Annotated in this window: 18 protein-coding genes and 2 pseudogenes; 7 read left to right on the forward strand and 13 right to left on the reverse strand. The window is 57.0% G+C overall.

Annotated features, from left to right (window positions below; all coding sequences use genetic code 11):
• Both C3L37_RS18680 and C3L37_RS18685 read left to right on the forward strand, forming a co-directional pair.
• Nucleotides 1–1,038 (forward strand): hypothetical protein, encoded by a 1,038-nt coding sequence (locus tag C3L37_RS18680; protein ID WP_129116080.1) that lies wholly within the window; start codon nt 1–3, stop codon nt 1,036–1,038.
• A 4-nt stretch (nt 1,039–1,042) separates the two neighbouring features.
• Nucleotides 1,043–3,766, forward strand: coding sequence for a helicase HerA domain-containing protein (locus tag C3L37_RS18685; RefSeq protein ID WP_164974809.1), 2,724 nt, complete (start codon nt 1,043–1,045; stop codon nt 3,764–3,766).
• Here the strand turns inward: C3L37_RS18685 and C3L37_RS18690 are convergent, their stop codons facing one another.
• Nucleotides 3,767–4,231 carry a helix-turn-helix domain-containing protein gene (locus tag C3L37_RS18690; RefSeq protein WP_129116082.1) on the reverse strand — a complete coding sequence of 155 codons (465 nt, stop codon included), beginning with the start codon at nt 4,229–4,231 and terminating at the stop codon, nt 3,767–3,769.
• Nucleotides 4,232–5,351: 1,120 nt separating this feature from the next.
• Between C3L37_RS18690 and C3L37_RS18695 the strand changes: the two genes are divergently transcribed.
• Nucleotides 5,352–6,134 (forward strand): hypothetical protein, encoded by a 783-nt coding sequence (locus C3L37_RS18695; RefSeq protein WP_129116083.1) that lies wholly within the window; start codon nt 5,352–5,354, stop codon nt 6,132–6,134.
• A gap of 630 nt (nt 6,135–6,764) precedes the next feature.
• Here the strand turns inward: C3L37_RS18695 and C3L37_RS18700 are convergent.
• Nucleotides 6,765–7,613 carry a hypothetical protein gene (locus C3L37_RS18700; RefSeq protein WP_129116084.1) on the reverse strand — a complete coding sequence of 283 codons (849 nt, stop codon included), beginning with the start codon at nt 7,611–7,613 and terminating at the stop codon, nt 6,765–6,767.
• A gap of 693 nt (nt 7,614–8,306) precedes the next feature.
• Here C3L37_RS18700 and C3L37_RS18705 point away from each other — a divergent pair.
• A complete protein-coding gene (locus C3L37_RS18705) occupies nt 8,307–8,801 on the forward strand; it encodes a cupin domain-containing protein (protein WP_164974810.1) in 495 nt (164 codons plus the stop codon).
• 29 nt (nt 8,802–8,830) lie between these two features.
• On the opposite strand, the gene C3L37_RS18710 is transcribed toward C3L37_RS18705, so the two are convergent.
• From C3L37_RS18710 to C3L37_RS18740, 7 genes are all read right to left on the reverse strand, one after another.
• Complete coding sequence (locus C3L37_RS18710) at nt 8,831–9,319, reverse strand: hypothetical protein (RefSeq protein WP_129116086.1); 489 nt, start codon at nt 9,317–9,319, stop codon at nt 8,831–8,833.
• Between the two features lie 18 nt (nt 9,320–9,337).
• Complete coding sequence (locus C3L37_RS18715) at nt 9,338–9,889, reverse strand: DUF7342 family protein (protein ID WP_129116113.1); 552 nt, start codon at nt 9,887–9,889, stop codon at nt 9,338–9,340.
• Between the two features lie 395 nt (nt 9,890–10,284).
• Nucleotides 10,285–10,404 (reverse strand): DUF433 domain-containing protein, encoded by a 120-nt coding sequence (locus C3L37_RS25075; RefSeq protein WP_228546348.1) that lies wholly within the window; start codon nt 10,402–10,404, stop codon nt 10,285–10,287.
• Between the two features lie 56 nt (nt 10,405–10,460).
• The gene (locus C3L37_RS18725) at nt 10,461–10,916 is read right to left on the reverse strand and encodes a geranylgeranylglyceryl/heptaprenylglyceryl phosphate synthase (protein ID WP_228546349.1); all 456 of its coding nucleotides are present in this window, start codon (nt 10,914–10,916) and stop codon (nt 10,461–10,463) included.
• Nucleotides 10,917–11,151: 235 nt separating this feature from the next.
• A complete protein-coding gene (locus C3L37_RS18730) occupies nt 11,152–11,802 on the reverse strand; it encodes a helix-turn-helix domain-containing protein (protein ID WP_129116087.1) in 651 nt (216 codons plus the stop codon).
• Nucleotides 11,803–11,881: 79 nt separating this feature from the next.
• The gene (locus C3L37_RS18735) at nt 11,882–12,679 is read right to left on the reverse strand and encodes a hypothetical protein (protein WP_129116088.1); all 798 of its coding nucleotides are present in this window, start codon (nt 12,677–12,679) and stop codon (nt 11,882–11,884) included.
• Nucleotides 12,669–13,157 (reverse strand): cupredoxin domain-containing protein, encoded by a 489-nt coding sequence (locus tag C3L37_RS18740; RefSeq protein ID WP_129116089.1) that lies wholly within the window; start codon nt 13,155–13,157, stop codon nt 12,669–12,671. Before C3L37_RS18740 ends, C3L37_RS18735 begins: the two co-directional genes overlap by 11 nt.
• Nucleotides 13,158–13,448: 291 nt before the next feature.
• On the opposite strand from C3L37_RS18740, the gene C3L37_RS18745 reads away from it, so the two are divergent.
• Nucleotides 13,449–13,700 (forward strand): hypothetical protein, encoded by a 252-nt coding sequence (locus C3L37_RS18745; protein WP_129116090.1) that lies wholly within the window; start codon nt 13,449–13,451, stop codon nt 13,698–13,700.
• A gap of 116 nt (nt 13,701–13,816) precedes the next feature.
• On the opposite strand, the gene C3L37_RS18750 is transcribed toward C3L37_RS18745, so the two are convergent.
• The 4 genes and pseudogenes from C3L37_RS18750 to C3L37_RS18760 all read right to left on the reverse strand — a co-directional run bounded on the left by C3L37_RS18750 (nt 13,817) and on the right by C3L37_RS18760 (nt 15,613).
• The gene (locus C3L37_RS18750; protein ID WP_129116091.1) at nt 13,817–13,966 is read right to left on the reverse strand and encodes a geranylgeranylglyceryl/heptaprenylglyceryl phosphate synthase; all 150 of its coding nucleotides are present in this window, start codon (nt 13,964–13,966) and stop codon (nt 13,817–13,819) included.
• A 469-nt stretch (nt 13,967–14,435) separates the two neighbouring features.
• Complete coding sequence (locus tag C3L37_RS25865) at nt 14,436–14,711, reverse strand: PadR family transcriptional regulator (protein WP_129116114.1); 276 nt, start codon at nt 14,709–14,711, stop codon at nt 14,436–14,438.
• Nucleotides 14,703–14,957 (reverse strand): annotated as a pseudogene (locus tag C3L37_RS25870) (geranylgeranylglyceryl/heptaprenylglyceryl phosphate synthase); the annotation flags it as partial. The pseudogene C3L37_RS25870 and the gene C3L37_RS25865, both read right to left, overlap by 9 nt.
• 398 nt (nt 14,958–15,355) lie before the next feature.
• The gene (locus tag C3L37_RS18760; RefSeq protein ID WP_129116092.1) at nt 15,356–15,613 is read right to left on the reverse strand and encodes a DUF5789 family protein; all 258 of its coding nucleotides are present in this window, start codon (nt 15,611–15,613) and stop codon (nt 15,356–15,358) included.
• 148 nt (nt 15,614–15,761) lie between these two features.
• Here C3L37_RS18760 and C3L37_RS24520 point away from each other — a divergent pair, with 148 nt between their 5' ends.
• Together C3L37_RS24520 and C3L37_RS18765 are read left to right on the forward strand one after the other, a co-directional pair.
• Nucleotides 15,762–15,920, forward strand: coding sequence for a hypothetical protein (locus tag C3L37_RS24520; RefSeq protein ID WP_164974811.1), 159 nt, complete (start codon nt 15,762–15,764; stop codon nt 15,918–15,920).
• Nucleotides 15,921–16,019: 99 nt separating this feature from the next.
• Nucleotides 16,020–16,099: pseudogene (locus C3L37_RS18765) on the forward strand (AbrB/MazE/SpoVT family DNA-binding domain-containing protein); the annotation flags it as partial.

Genomic DNA, 16,099 nt, shown 5'->3' on the forward strand with positions numbered 1-16,099 from the left:
ATGGGACTGATTAGCCGCCAATACCCGACGGTCGAACTCACTGACGACCATCTTGACACGCCTGACCCCCAGGGTCAACTCGTCAGGATACGCCCCTACAAGGAGACTGACGGCATTCTCGACGGTGCCGAGTTTGTCCGTGGACTGTGGTCGATGCAGACGCCGACGACGTCCTCGCTCGAACTGTGGTCCGGCCCCGACCAGATCGATCTCATCATGATGGTCGAGGATCCTCAAGAACTGCGAAACCACGTCGCACAAATTTACCCCGGCTCGTCCGTTGAACTCTTTGAGGGGGGACCGCTTCCTGCCTTCGAACCTGGCGACTACCTCGCTGGAGCGACGCTCGGCCTCGAAGAAGACTGTGCCCTCCCGTTGAAGCACTTAGAGACGAAGAACGCCCTCTCGAAGGACCCATATCGCCAACTCCTCCGAGCAATCGGCGGGGAAGAGTCCGACCGGTCGTTCGTCCAAATCGCGTTCAAGCCCGTCGGGAAGCGTTGGTACCGACGTGGGCTGATGGGCAAGCTCATGAGTTCGACAGGCGACGACTTGGCGCACTCCTTCCGCCAGGGCGAACTCGTCGGTGAGGTCGAACCCCGCGTCGTCAAGACTGATAGAGGCCGGAGGGCAGCGAAGGACATCGAAAGCCAGGCGGGGAAGGCCGCGTTCGAAACACGCATCCGCGTCTTCTCGGCCGCCCCCTCGAAGCGCCAAGCGGCAGAGCGCGCCGAGAAGATCGTCGACAGTTTCGGCGAGTACCGGAACATGGACACCTACCAATCGTTCGATCCGGATCCGGTCGGGAAACGGCGTCTGAAACTGGCGCTTGAAGCGGCCGCCTGGCGAAGTGTCGCCCGGCAGCATCGCGCACTCCGTGCACTCCGTGGCGATCGCCAAGTCCTCACCGACGACGAACTCGGGGCGCTCTGCCACCTACCGACTGAAGCCGTCGGCGGGGAATGGATCGACTGGAAACTCTCGAAGCCCGGGAGCGATGTCCCGTCGGCCATCGAATCGAAGATACAGTTCGACTAACGCCATGTTTGGAACGTTTTTCGGCGAGGCGGATACCCAGCCAGACGACGATGAACTACCCGAAGAGAGCACGCCACAGGGCGAGCCCTACCGCATCAATCCCGACGACGAAGTCATCGAAGGCGACATCGTCACCAAAGTCATCGAGCGGACAGCCGACGGCTCAGAAGCGTACTATGCCGGTCCAAAGATCCGAGGGCTCCTCGAGGACACACGGGCGAAGGCACCGGTCGAGTTAGGATACGTCGTTACGCGCTCAGGACGCTTCCGCGACGTGACGCTCGACTTCGTCCGGATGTTTCAGCATCTGTTCGTGTCGGGGACGACCGGCGCGGGGAAGTCCGTCTTGATGCTCTCGATGATGCTCCAACTTGCCTGGCGTGGCTATGGCTTCGTCTTCTTCGACCCCAAGGGCGACGATTCGAAGGACCTGATTCGGCTCTTCCCAGAGCACCGGCTGGACGACGTCGTCTGGATCGAGCCCGGGAGCGACCGCTTCGACCACTCAATCGGGATCAACTATCTCGACGTCCCCGAATGCGACTCTGAAATGCAAGCAGAGCGCGCCATCGACGACCGCATTCAGACGCTACACGCCATTTTCGACAACGACGAGAAATACGGCTTCGGCCCGACGATGCGCGCGAATCTTGAGTCGTTAGGCCGGGCGATGCTCTGGCACAACTACGAGTGCGACGACCCCGCGGAGAAGTACACCATCATCGACATGTACTTCGTGCTCTTGAACCAGGAGCGCCGGGAAAACTTCGCCGAGCAGGTCGACGACCCGTTTTTGAAAGAGTGGCTTGAGGAACTCGCCCAGATGGAAGAAAAGGAGATCCGCCCACTCATCTCGCGGATGAAGTCGTGGGTCGAGAACGGCATCGTCCGGCAGATCATCACCGCTCGCGAGTCAACCGTCGACTTCGCCGAGCTGACCGCCCAGAATAAAATCATCATCGTCCGGACGCCAGTCGCCAACGACGACATCAAGAAGATGGTGACGCTCGGCACGATGAACCCACTCTGGACGGGCGTGCAGAACCGGTCGTTCGACGGCGAGGAGAAAGTCCCCTACTTCGCGTTCTTCGACGAGTCAGAGAAGGTGCTCTCGGAGAATTTGAACGTCGAGGACATGCTCCGGCGCGCCCGGTCGATGAATCTCTCCGTCACGCTCGGGTGCCAGTTCCCGGACCAACTCGACGAAGTAGGCGTTCTCGACGACATCAAAAACCTCTGTAACACAGCGCTGTTGCTCAAGTCGCTGAGTGCCGACCAGGTCCGTCCGTTCATGGATCGGTACCGGAACCTCGACGCGACCGACGTCACGGAGATGGGCTTCTATCGTGCGTGGGCAGCACTCCCGATCAACGGCGGCACAGAGTTCTCGGACCCGATGAAGCTGTTCACGTTCGCTCCCTACCCGCCCCTGCGCTCCGAGAACGAAGCGTTCGACCGCGTCGAGAAGAATCTCCGAGAGCGCTATGGTGCGGTTCCTCCGACGGCGGATGAGATCCTAAGCGGTATTAGATACGGCCACAGCGACCAGGGCGAGACGGTCGACTTCGACGATGACGTCGCTCCCGCTGTCGTGAAGGCTGTATACGACGCCAGTATCGACGATGGTGACCCCGGGGAGTTCGTCGCCCTTTCTGCGTGCGAGGATGAGATTCGCGCCGCAATCGCCGAGACTGGCCGCGAGACAGTCGACCTGGAGACGCCTGGCGAACTCTATCGGCAGATCATCCAGCGCCTTCCCGCTGACCAGATTGAACGACGCGAGCGACACGGTGAGTTTGAAGTGAGAGCGACATCCGACGCCCAGGTTGATATCTTCGACGTCGGGCGGGGACGTTCGTCTGGCGACGCACTGCACGCCCAACTGATGCGAGACGCCTACCCCGAACTCACGCGCAGAGGCCTCGACGTCCGAGTCGTCGCTCAGGACGACGATGCGGGAGCACAGCCCGACGGGATTGTCGACCCGACACCGCTCCTCGACATTTCCGAGGACGCAGATGCGGTCGACATTCGGACAGCGCTCGACGAGTTCAGCGAATCGCACCCAGTCGCCGCCCACCTAACAGGAGGTCGTGAGGCGTCCGTCGAGGCGGAGAAATCGACCGGGAGTACGAAGAAAGGCCAGACGATCCTGAACCTCGCGGACGCCTACCGCGCGGAAAAGAAATGCATCTTCCTCTGCCGGCGCGATCTCGCCGCCGATATCTGGGACGCACTTGCGGCCGACCCGCCTTTCGCGCGCGCTGATCATCCCGAGACGGGAGAGACGCGCTATTATCACTCTTCGCGCTACCTCTGCGTCGGTGGTGAGCGTGTACTCCGCCGAGGGAGCCGAGAGAGCGTGTGGGTGCGCGAGGACGACACGGGCGAGTACGTCCTCCGCGAAGGGAACGGCGACGAGCACGCACGCTTTGCGGACGCTGAGAGCATCTTCACTGACGCATCGGCGTATGCTTCTCACGGCGAGGATGGTGCTAACTTGCGAACGATCCGAAAACCGGTGATTCCAGAACACGAATTCGGCGACAGCATGCCGACGCCCGGGGACGACTGGAACATTGTCATCGTCCCCGAAGACGGTGGCCCACTCGAACTGTATCATGATCTGGGCGCGGCTGACGAGACATCCAGGCTGGGCGACCACGGCAGCGAGGTCGACATCACCGAGGCCGAACTGACGGACGACCTGGACCGTCTGATCAACTGATCAGTTGAAGCAGTGGTCTGTCTCGTCGGCATCAAGGAGGCCGACGTGGACCGCCAACTTCGCTAAGAACGATTTTAGTTCCTCGTTCTCAGCTTCGAGGTCCTCGACGCGAGCGCTCAACTCATCGAGTTCACCCGCGATACCAGGGCGACCGACATAGTCGAGACACTCGTCGACGAACGTCAACCCGCGATCAGTGAGTACCCAGACGCGGGCCTTCGACCCGCCGTGCGGAATGTGGACGCGCTCTCCTGTCTCGCGAATTAGCCCCCAGCGAGCGAGCGTCTCCAGGTGATGTTTGACGCTCCCCTTCGGGACGCCACTCTGCTTGCGTAGTTCCGATGAATCGATTGTCTCGTCAGTGTCGGCGCCGTCGAACACCTCGAGGAGCCGCTTGCGATGCGGGCCTAAGTTCTCCGCGATCTCGTCGAAACTCAGTTTCTCGTCCGTTGTATATGTCGTCATAAGTATTCTCCACCAGTCATAACGGGCAATGACAGCAAAAGTATTACTGCCCTATAGGACTGTAGAACATGCGCCCCGAATACTATACGTTCTAACCACCTTCTCACACCCCACCACACGCATCTGACTGTCCACCGGATACATCTCCATATACTGACATGCAAATTCAAGGAGAGACAGCGGACACGATGGTGTACAGGCGGAGTAGCCAATACCCGCCGACGGACTCACGACGACAGCGGCGAATAGGGTACTATGGACAGTGGAATACTTGAGACGAGCCGCGACGTCATCGCAAAGGACGCGTGTGCCGAGGGCGAGCACGAACTCAGCTGGAAACCAGGGGCCATTCTCACATGTGACCGCTGTGGCCTCGACTCAGCTACGATCACCGACACGCTGGGGCATTCACTGGCATAACCTGAGAGACGTACATCTGGTAGTTATACAACACAGTATGAGACCGGTGAGTTGACCCTTCATTACACATCAGGTGCTCTCCACGCCATGGGAGAGTGGCGAAGTCATACTGTCACCGTGGCTGGAAAACACGTGGGCGTCGTGCTGACGAGTACAAGCGGTGACAAAGAATTCATCGTGAATGTTCCACCAGAGCGCGCGCGGACTCTCGGCCGGTCACTTCTCACAGCCGCAGATCACGCCGACGAAAACCGCACACACCGCTTCTGAGTTACGTATATTGCGTACAAGGTTGGAAAGTCAGCGTTACAAAATTACCATATAATAGTCATTTATAAAAATATAGAAATCGCACGACGGCTCGCTGTTTCACGAGGGTACACAGGTGTGTACCCCGGTGAATTATTGACCCTTCCGCTCATCAGTGGCTTTCATGAAGACAGGTCCACTGACGACCCTTACACTCGATATGCCACTCCCGCTGAACCGGCGAGTGTGCGCCGAGATCTACATCGAGACGGTTGAAACAGCAGACGGAACGCGCCGACTATACACCGAGTCAATGCTTGAACTCGCCTAGAAAGTCTACTCTGGAGTAGTCTATGCGCTATCCACCTCTCTCCGGGCCGGTATCATCCGCGAACCGTGTAGCCTGTGGCAGCGTCGAGAGACTGCGGACAGGTAACAGGAGTATGTACGAATGTCACTAAGTGAGCCTGCGCTGGCCACGGAGCAAGCCGAGCAGTCGCTCGAGAGCCGTCTTACTGACATCGAAGCCCAACTCGCACAGAAAGACGAGCGCATTACCCAACTCGAAGATCGCGTTACCGTTCTTGAAGTTAAGACCCAAGAGAAAGCCGAGCGTATCGAAGAACTCGAAGGTGAAGTGGAATGGCTCTCTGATTTCGTCTTTGGTCTTGAAGAAAACGTGTTCGGCGAGTACCAACCGGATCTCGCACTTACTGAACTTGAGGCAGAGTCTCTCGTCAACTCACTACTCAACGCTGAGCTTGGTGCAGTCCCAGACCTGAAACAGCGGCTCATCGATGAGTCGAACACTCGCGGGAAGGAAGATGCACTGCTCACACGGAAGCTGAATACGCTCGCTGATGAAGTCAACGTCGAGCTTACTGATGGAGCGGTCGCTGGACAAGATAAGATCACACGGCTACTTCGGAATGGACCAGAGGACGTAGCCGATCGGGTCTACCAGGTGCACTACCGGGCGCGTGATCTGCTCGCGCATGCTCGTGAGATTGGGACACCAACGGTGGATACGTTCGGACGGCGGATTACATTCGATTCCCCGACGGTTGCTCGCGAACTCGGGTTGTTGCGCAATGAGAGTTTGACGACCTCGCAGGTCAAGCGTGTCTTCGAGAAGATTCACGACCTCGCTCAGGACTCGCATCGCCGCTGCGACCTCGATTGTTCTGGGGAAACGAACAAGCTCGTGATCTACCTTGATCAGGAGGATTTGTAGATGTGGACGTGTCAAAGTCGAGAGCTAACAGGTGGTGTGAGCTCGGTCGACAGTAATGGGTGTCAGCGATGGCCCGTAGTGACCTTCCGGACGGTTCTATTCACGGGTATTCCGCCCCCGATAGAATAACCATGGTTGCGGTCCAGTGCAAGCGGTCTTGTTCTTGGGTGTGAGCTAGTGTGTGGTGGATTTTCGAGAGCGGCAGCGAGCGGCAGCATAGCTGTCGGTGAGGGTCGTGATCCAGCTCACACCAGCTGTTAGCTCGGGGTTCTGATGTTTTCGGAAGAGGGAGTGACAGGATTCCCGGATCTGAGGACGTCTCGTGTGTGGAATTGGCGGAGGCAGGGAAACGTAGTTCGGGGGGTTGGTGTGGATATCGAAGATGAGAACCGGACCCAGAAGGTGGCAGCTAACACCGGGTGTTAGCTGGGTATTAGTCGGGGCTAGGTGCCGTTTAGTGGCATTAGAAAAAAATTGAGCTGTGGTCAGCGGTGATAAGATATGTTGCCTGTGTGCTTGGCAAACTGAGAAAGGGGAAGTCGGAGCCACCTCACACGCGCACCGCGTGAGTAGGTTCCGACACGTTCATCGTTTCGGTTCTATCTGTCCTTCGTTAGGCTTTCTTTCTTCTTAGTTACCAGCCTCTTCGACCTCGACGAGGTCGTCGTTACCCTCCACTTCGAAGCCGTCGCGGCCTTCGAATTCGAGGCGACCATCAGTATCCTGCTCGATGTCGTGGTCGGCGTCTTCGAACTCGACGTCACCATCGGAGTTCTCGAAGTCGAGATCGTTGTCCGTATTCTCGACCTCCAGATCATCTTCGTCATCCTCGATGTCGTTCACGCCATCTTCGAAGTCGATGTCGCCGCCGTCGTTCTCGTACTCGAGGTCGTCGTCCGCGTTCTCGTACTCGAGACCGTCGTCGTCTTCTTTGATCTCCTCACCGTCGACCGTGATGTCGACCGTGCCGTCCGGGTCGACCTCAACCTCGACGGGACCGCTCGTGCTCTCGAAGTCGAGGCTGCCGTCGTCGGCGGTTTCGTAGTCGAGGTTGTCGCTTTCGACCTCGGACCCGTCGTCGCTCTCTTCGATCTCGTGGTCGCCGCTCTCGACGTCAACGTCGCTGCGGTCGTCGGAGGTCTCGTAGTCGAGGTCGTTGGCCTTGTCTTCGACCTCGGTGTCACCGTCGGCCTGCTCGATCTCGTGATCGCCGTCGGCGCTCTCGATGTCGACGCCGTCGCCGTCGTCGAAGGTCTCATAGTCCAGGCCGGTGTCGGCATCCTCAATCTCGAGGTCACCGCCGACGCGTTCGACCTCCTGGCCGTCGGAGCTTTCGATGTCTAGATCGTCGCCGTCGGTGTCGACATCCGTGGTGCCATCGCCGTTGCCGTCACCGTCACCGCTATCGCCATTACTGTCACCGTTACTATTACTGGCATTGCCGCCGTCGTCGTTAGAGACATGCGCAGGGCCAGCCACCTGCGCGGGGCCGGCTACTTGCGCGGCGCCTGCTGCCGCAAACCCGACAATGAGGGCTACCACAAGAAAGCCCACGAATATGGGTTTGAGTGTTCCACGTATACTATTTTTTCCGGTCATTTCAATTTTCCTGTTCCGCTCAGTTCCACACTCGGTTCGAGCGGAGGCAGTTTAACCTAGGGCCGCTGTACGTGAGTAGAGGCTACCTACCACGCTAGGACAGTGTAACCCTATACGGTTAGGACGTACAAATGAGACATTCATTGTCAAACGACGTTTGCCTATTCCTACGTGGTCAACGACCTAAGAAGTCGTCAAAAAGGGGACTGATTCCGCTTCGTTAAATTGAGCCGGTGGCATTCACCATGAGCTGAAGAACGCCTCGTTCTCGTTCTACAGATTTCAAGGCAGAGTGCCTCGGGGCTTGATCTCGAGGCAATTCACGAGAGTTGAGTACAGAACGGGGAAGGGTTCTCGATTTGCACTCATGTATTGGGAGCACCTATCTCAACTATTATAAACCGCCCTACTTGCAGATTCGTCACTCGGTGCAGACGAGACCGCCGCCTGGTACATGGTGAACGAACCGTACGGAGGACACATTCCCGTAAGAACCAGAAAACATGAGCTATTTTGATAGCTCATCGCTAGTCAGAGCCAACATTTTTAGCCACTACCTCTGTGTTAATGGCTATGACCGCTCATACAGGTGAACCACATATCGTAAACATTGATGGTTCTGATTGGACAGGAACTGATAAGAATACTGGCCGATGGCGACGGCTCGGACAGGAGACTGGAGGGAATCGTCTTGGTTGTACGCTCGAAGAGATTCGGCCCGGTGGTCGCCCAACCAGTTACCACTATCACACTGCTAACGAAGAGGCGATGTACGTAATAAATGGGAAAGGAATAGTACGGACGCCTACGGGAACGCACGCGATCGAAACTGGTGACTACATTTCGTTTCCAATTGGTGAACAGGGAGCACATTCTGTCAAAAACACGTCGGATAAACAACTTCGGTGTCTCTTCTTTTCAACGATGCACGAACCGGACGTTATCGTGTATCCAGATGATGGTGAGCTACAAGTGCTCACAGGCGCCGCAAGCGGTCAATCCCAGGATGAGCGAACGATTGATGCAGTCTTCCCGTACGATCCCGCAGTACCAGACGATGAGCACTAGCGTTGTATTCCCAAGACTAACGAATTGTTTTACACCGGCCACGTAGGGAGAGAGGGAGTTCCATCCTCCCAGCGAATCGATCCCAGCGCTGTAGGCAGCTGCTGGAGTCGGTCATCAAACACGGAGAGAGGATGCACATCAAGAAACGTCGCTGCATACCGATCAACAGGCGTGTCTTCGTAATTGAGCTGAATATGGCAGGGGCCAAGGTCTTGGTGATCGGCATCCTGATGGAGGCCGAGCATCAGATTCCGCTCCGGTTCGATCCAGTTGATGCGATAGTATTCGTACCCCACGCCGGCCGGATACCAGAAGCGAACCTCCAGCCGGGCGTTCTTGGCCTCGTACGAATTACCCACGAATACTGTTGTGTCGATATCTGCAATCACGTAGCGAGGACGACGACGAGACGGATGATAACGGACGTTCTCACAGCCAGCTTGGTTCATCAACCGATCGTGGATATCTCGGAGGAGGGTGCGTTGCATAAGGCGGTCGCGACCAGCAAGAAAGATCATAGAATGTGTGAAAACCGATTAGCTCGTGGCACGGTCGGCCACATTCGTCATGTGCTCACGTGCGGATTCGACATCCGAGTACAGTTCCAACGCGTGCTTTATAAGTTGGCGGTCCTCTTCATTCTCGTTCCAGAACGCGATCACATTGCGGCGTTCGCGAAGATCAGCACTCGAGAGGTCACCGTCGGCAAGCGACTGTTCGAGGTCCTCCCACGTCTCGACAGCGTACGTCTCCTGCCACTCCTCGATCTCCTCGGTAATCGCCGCCAACTCACTTCGGAGTTCCTCGCGAGAGTTCTCCTCGATGAGCGTGCGGATTTCGTCGAAGAGCAACCGCGTATAATCCGGCTGATAGAGTGTTGTATCGCCGGCTTCAACGTGTCGCAGCTGTCCCTGATCGACGAGATCTTGTAGTTCCTCGTTGGTCGTACTCCAGGCGGCGTCCGCCTGGTCGCTGATCCAGTTGACCGACCGGGGTTCACGAAGCGTTTCAGCGACCGATCGAATGCGCTCGCGTGCGCTCATCGACTCGGTCCACGACCGGACACCATTTCGCGAGGACTCGGCCATACTGGTCACCTGTATCGAGAGTATCCGTACCCGGCTCTCATATATGTTTGTGTCCTCCCGTATAGTCAAGAGTCAATTGCGAGCACGGTCACCCTGACGCTGAAATATCACTCCGACAGAACCTGTGAGCTAACTGATGCACAACCGATATTCTGACTTCGAGGAACTCCGACCGACCAGCGAGGCGTCCCCCATTCTGGACGTAATGTTCAGCGAGGGGTAACATAGAACGTCGCTTAGGCTCGGAGTTCGTTGGGGTCCGGTTGCTGCCGTTTGAGGCGGCTCAGATGTTTCTGACGTTCGCGCTCAATTTCAGTCATTTGATCTACGTGCTCATAGTAGTAGGTGAGCGCCGCATACACCTCTGCCACGGTTAAATCAACGTCCGCAGCAACTTATGCTGGGTCGGTATCGGCGTCGACCATCCGTTCTTTAATATGGATCACACCAATACGAGTCCCTTCGATCCGAGGAGTGCCACCAAGGACATCCTCCGTTCGGACGATGCGTCGCATATACTCCCGTTACGCGCTTGTACGTATTACGCTATGGAGTAAACTATGCTGAGAGGTCACAGCAGACGGGTCTGTCGGTCAGACAGACGTCGCATGCTGTGCGTCATGGGCTCCCCGTACCGTCTCTTCGAGGCTACAATTCCGCGCTCGTGTACAAGGTCGCCGACAACGACCGTGTCAGCGACGGTTGCCATCTCGGACGCCGAGTCGTACTCGTGGATTCCACCGCCATTGAAGAGCGTCGCTGAAGAGAGCGCTTCTCGTACCGCAGCGACGAGGTTCGGATCGCCGAGGGTTCCAGAGTACTCGAGATAGACGATTTCCTGGCCGAGGAGTTGCTTGGTGGCCTGTGCGTAGGCGGTGGCCTCTGCGGTGGTGAGGTCGAACGTTGCGTGCGTCACGGTGGCGACGGCAGATGCTGGGTTGAGCACGATGTAGGCTTCGGAGACGTGCGTTCCCAGTCGATAGAGTCTGTCGTTCGAACCCAGGTTGTGTGCGCGCCCGTGAGCCACGCCACATCGCCTGCGTTCAGCACGAGTGGGAGTAGATAGCCCGTGAAGCGGTCGCCCGGAAGCTCAGTAGGAAGGTATGTTGGTTCGAGATAGACGGGGAGCTCCACGTCAGAGGGAGAGAGGGATTCGCACAAGGATTCAGAGAATCATTCTCTCTACTCGTTGGGCGTCGTCAGAATCGGCGTGCTGAATGTAGAGGATGCATGCAGTTGAGCGCTAAATAGAGGTGATGAGGTTATCGCGATGTTGAATCCTCCTCCATCGAAGCCTCCTCCATGAACTCCTTTATTATTGCACCTTCGGCCCGGTGGAGAATGCCGCTCGCCGTCGCCTTATTGACATTGAGCGCATCTGCGAGGTCGGTGAGCGAACTGCCGCGTGGTGAGTCGTAGTACCCATGTTCGAGTGCTTTAGATACGAATTCTCGCTGGCGTTCGGTGAGCAGCTCGGTTGGGTCGTGCGACTGAGTTATGGATAGAAGTTCATACTTCACGCCCACCGCATCGAGTTGATCTTTGAACGCCGAGAGCCGATCATGGGTAGTGGTAGACTCGGCGTGGATCCAACCATCACGAAGCACCAACGGAAATGGAGGTGGGTTTCCAGATTCCCTTGCAGCTATTCCTGCGCCTGGCTCGGAGTCTTGGAGAAACTGGATAACTGCTTTGTGGTCGTCAGTGTGAAGTACCTCGTATGTGAGTACGTCCGAATCATCCTCGAGAATGTCGGTCACTGTCCCCGGTTCAAGCGATTCGATTTCAACAAGGGTCATGTGCCCTGCATCTGTCGAGATAGACGTCAGGATACGGAACGTGGCATCCGGGTATGCTTTCGACAGCTCGGCGAGACTCCCAGATGCTTCAACCTTCATTCGGACTTTCGGCATACTGTATCAGAGGTCAGCCACCTATTCAGCGATAACGCAAACATGTTCGCGTTCGTCGAGTGCTTGAAGTTCAACTCAATTAGGTCGGGTTGTCCCCACTCCTCCGGTGGCTCACCTCTCCAACTACGATGAGCCCCGCAGCCCAGAGGATGGCGAGTCCACCCCATATTGGCCCGGCACTTGACGCGAGCGCAGGATGTAGGATGGAGGTGGCCCCAAGTACACCTACGAGTCCTGCGGCACTCCAGAGCGGGATCCGCCAGCCGACGGGTTTCGCACTGGCCAGCAGCCCCAACAGCAGGACGAGCAGGGCATACGTGACCATGTCCGCGTAGTGGTCAAGCTGAGCGTGGACGTCCCCTGACGCCTGGAGAGCATACTGATCTGCTGCGTAGATGGTGAATGGAATCCCCGCGAGGACGACCAACCCGACCAGAACGGGACTGACCGAGCCCGCTGTCCGAACCTGGAGGACATCCCAGCCAGCGGGGTGCAGTGCAAAGGCTACCAACAACAAGCCGCCTAGGATCAACGCGGGCGGGAAGATGAACCCCGTTAGGAAGTTCGATCCGGTGATGACAATGTTGACGAGCACGGCTTGCTGGATCCCCGCGACCCGTCTCTCGGGTTCATAGAGTTGGACGAGGAGTCCGAGGACGACCGTCCAGAGTATCGTGACGAGCGTGAGGTCGTGGAGGTGGTGAACCCCTGGCTCACTAACAGTCCAGGCTGTGAAGATGAACGCGAGCGTGTCACCAAGGAAGGCCGTCATGAGTGCGAGGATTGTCACAATCGTCACGTAGAACGCGACGCGACGGAGGCCCCCAGCTTCTCGAAGTAGCTCCATTGATCGCTTCTGGGTTGTGTCAGCGGTCATTGGCCCTATGCGCCCCTTGCCCAGATTCTGCTGATGGTTCGATGATGATGGCGCCGGTCATCTCGGCCTGCTCGTGGGGGATGCAGAAGTAGTCGTACTCGCCAGGCACTTCGAACGTGTGGCTGTATTCCTCGCCCTGGTAGAGGACACCAGCACCCTCGGATGCTCCCCTTCGGGCGGCCGCCTCGGTCATGAAGTTACCACTGGCGAAGTACTCCGCTTCTCGTGGGAGCTCCTCCCCATAGGCGGTTACCGTGTGCGGAGCGTACCCCACGGTCCGCCAGACGACCGTCTCTCCAGCAGGAATCGTGGCCCTATCAGGTTCGAATCGGTTGTCGTCAGTCATCTCGATGAGTGTTCCGTCCACGTCCGGGAACGCAGCACCAGAGGACCCTATGCCGAGACATCCTGCGCTTGAAAGGCCGATGGCAACCCCACCACCGACACAAATGTCCTGGAGGATTTCACGCCGATACATTAGCTACTCCTCAGGTCTGTTGAGCGAAGGTGTCCCTCGACAAGGGCCTGGGCAGGCTGGTTTTCTTCACATTCGGTTGGTCGCGTGATTCGAGCCATGGCAGAGGGAAGGGACCGAATCTTCGTGGATATTGGCGCAAACATGTTTCCCTCCTCGTGACGGCGCTACTCTGTCGGCTGCAGATGGATTTTCGACGGCAAGGAGACAATGCAGCAGAGGGCTACATGTTTCCGAGAATTGTTATTGGAATTGGCGACGACGTCCAATCTGCAACCCATGACCGATGAATCCATGACTGAGACGACCAGGAAGAATGTTCCCGGACAGGTACTATTCGACGCTCCATGGACCCGAGTTGAAGGGGTGCTGGCCGTTGGAGCCCTCCTTACCTCGTTCATATGGTTCCTCGGGATGCCTACGGGAATGGCGATCGGAGTCGGCTTCGGACTCGTCCTCCTCCTCGACTTCTTTCGTGCATTGATCTTTGACTCTGCACGGTCCAGTGGATCACGATTCACCCCACTTGAATTCTCCAATCAGTAGCTCTTCATCTCCCAGTTCACTAACATCAGCCGTGCAAGATACGCGCTCTGCATTCAGCATGGCTTCGCCAAACTCTCACTGCCCAAGGGTTTCAACAGAGCCAAGACTTCTGCTAATCACTGAGAGAGGTCGCCGAGAAGCGAGTGGACGCGATGTTCAGTGATATTTGTTGTGCCGCCGATGATGAGTGCGTCTGTGCCCGTGTCGGCGAGCGCTGCGTAGGTGGTGCCGTCGGGAAGTGATTTGTCGGGGTCAATCTTCGTCACGTGCGTCCATCACGTGTGTCCAGTTCGTCCACGGGGCCGGCATACGCCCAGTAGTCGTAACGTAGGCAAACCGCTTTCTCTCGATGAAACTGGCACGGTCTGCATTCAGTGCTTCTGGACGCCTCGGAAACACGGTCTGAGAGCCACGTCTGACTGAGACTTATTACCGCTCGGCCTGCAACTTCCGGTAGATGAATTCTCCCACACCACTGCCACCGCGGGCCAAAGAGGCGCTTGAAGTGCTTCGCTCCCCGGTCGAAAATGCGGGTGGTGAACTTCCTCGTAAGCAAGCTCTCTCAGTGGTGGCTTCGGAGTGTGGTGAGGAGTCTGCGGAGGCACTGCTGAATATTTTGTACAGCCGCGGGTATATCTATTATGTTGGCGACCAGGTCCGGATTACGTAGGCTCGATGCCTCGTGAGGTCTCACTCTTCACTCTGACAGGGGGTTCTCTGGTGTGACGCTCGGGGTTAGGCGAGTGCGGTCTCTCGGAGGTACTGTGCTTCCCACTCGCGGCGCTCTCTCAAGGCAGTACGGCCCTCGTCGGTGAGTTCGTAGTAATTGGTGCGCCTGTCGATCTCACCTTTCTCGACGTAGTCGGTGTTGACGAGGGTGTCGAGGTTGGGGTACAACCGCCCGTGGTTGATCTCTTCGTTGCGCGCGTCTTCGGGCTCGGTTTTGATCTGTTGGCCTGAGGGCTGGTCGTGGCCGGTGTCAGCGACGGGCGCCAAGTCGTACTCGTGGATTCCACCGCCATAGAAGAGCGTCACCGAAGAGAGTGCTTCTCGTACTGCAGCGATGAGGTCCGGATCACCGAGGGTTCCGGAATATTCGAGATAGACGATCTCCTGGCCGAGGAACTGCTCGGCGACCTGTGCATAGGCGGTGACCTCTGCGGTGGTAAGGTCGCACGTTACTTGCGTCACGGTGGCGACGGCAGAGGCTGGATTGAGCACGAGGTACGCTTCGGTCTGCGTGTGTTCCCAGTCGATGGTGTCTGTGGGGTGAACCTAGGATTGTGTGCGCGCCCGTGAGCCACGCCACAGCGTCTCGTTCAACACAATCGGAATCAAATAGCTCGTGAAACGGTCACCCGGGAACTCGGTTGGGTGGTACGTGGGTTCAATGGAGACGGGGAGCTCCACGTCAGAGGGAGAGAGGGATTAACACAAGGATTCAGAGAATCATTCTATCTACTCTTTAGGAATTGTCAGAATCGGCGTGTTGAATTTAGAGGATGGATTCAGCACAGTGGTCGTATGTACTTGACGCGTTGATTACCGCTGTCTGATGTGATATTTTTCTTGGACCGTCACGGTATGGATGCAAAATGGTCGTTACTCGCTGACCTGGGCAAATCCGTCTTCCTATGGTCCCGGAATATGAGTCGTTACGCGTCTCCCTCAGATTGATATGGTTCCCCGACCGCCTCCCGTGGGAGTACGTTGTGGAGCTCGGACTCAATATCGGCAGCCGATTCGAACGACTCACGGGAGGTCTTGAAAACCAATTTGCCTAGATTTGTCTCACCGTCGGCCAGTATCAACCTAACATCGGAGAGTTCTTCCGATGCTGTAGTTCGTCTGATAGGATACTCAATTTCATCAAGCAAGGTCGAAATGTCACTGAACTTGATTTTGCGGGCCATGTTCCCAACTACGTCCGGGAAGGCAATAAGTGACGTAACCGGTGTGACGAACATTCTCCGATGATTGGGATTCGCGGCAGTGCTTTTTGTCAGCGAAATTTGCGTTATCGACCGATTCGATTGAGCTCCCGAGGATGCCCTAGACGCAATGGGTCCCGGCGAACCCTACATGACCAGTGAGGTTGCGGAGGAGCTTGGGTGGCCGCGTCGGTCTACCTACACGGTTCTCAACGGTCTTGCTGAAGACGGCAAAATCCGGAAGAAGAAGCCCGAGGCTCGTCGCGTGATCTGGATTCGACCGGACTGAGATCGCCGGGGCGTATATGGCGCGCCCATGGGGTTCAACAGATCATCCCTGTCTACATGAGGCGCAACATGTATCCCGTAAGCACCTGTACTGCCAAGTATGGCAACCGAAGAACCTCCGGAAGAAACCAAGGTCAGCGACCGGGGAATGGTTACAATTCCGGCGTCGCTTCGCCGACG

It is taken from the genome of Halegenticoccus tardaugens, assembly GCF_004116405.1.
GTDB classification, from domain to species: Archaea; Halobacteriota; Halobacteria; order Halobacteriales; family Haloferacaceae; genus Halegenticoccus; species Halegenticoccus tardaugens.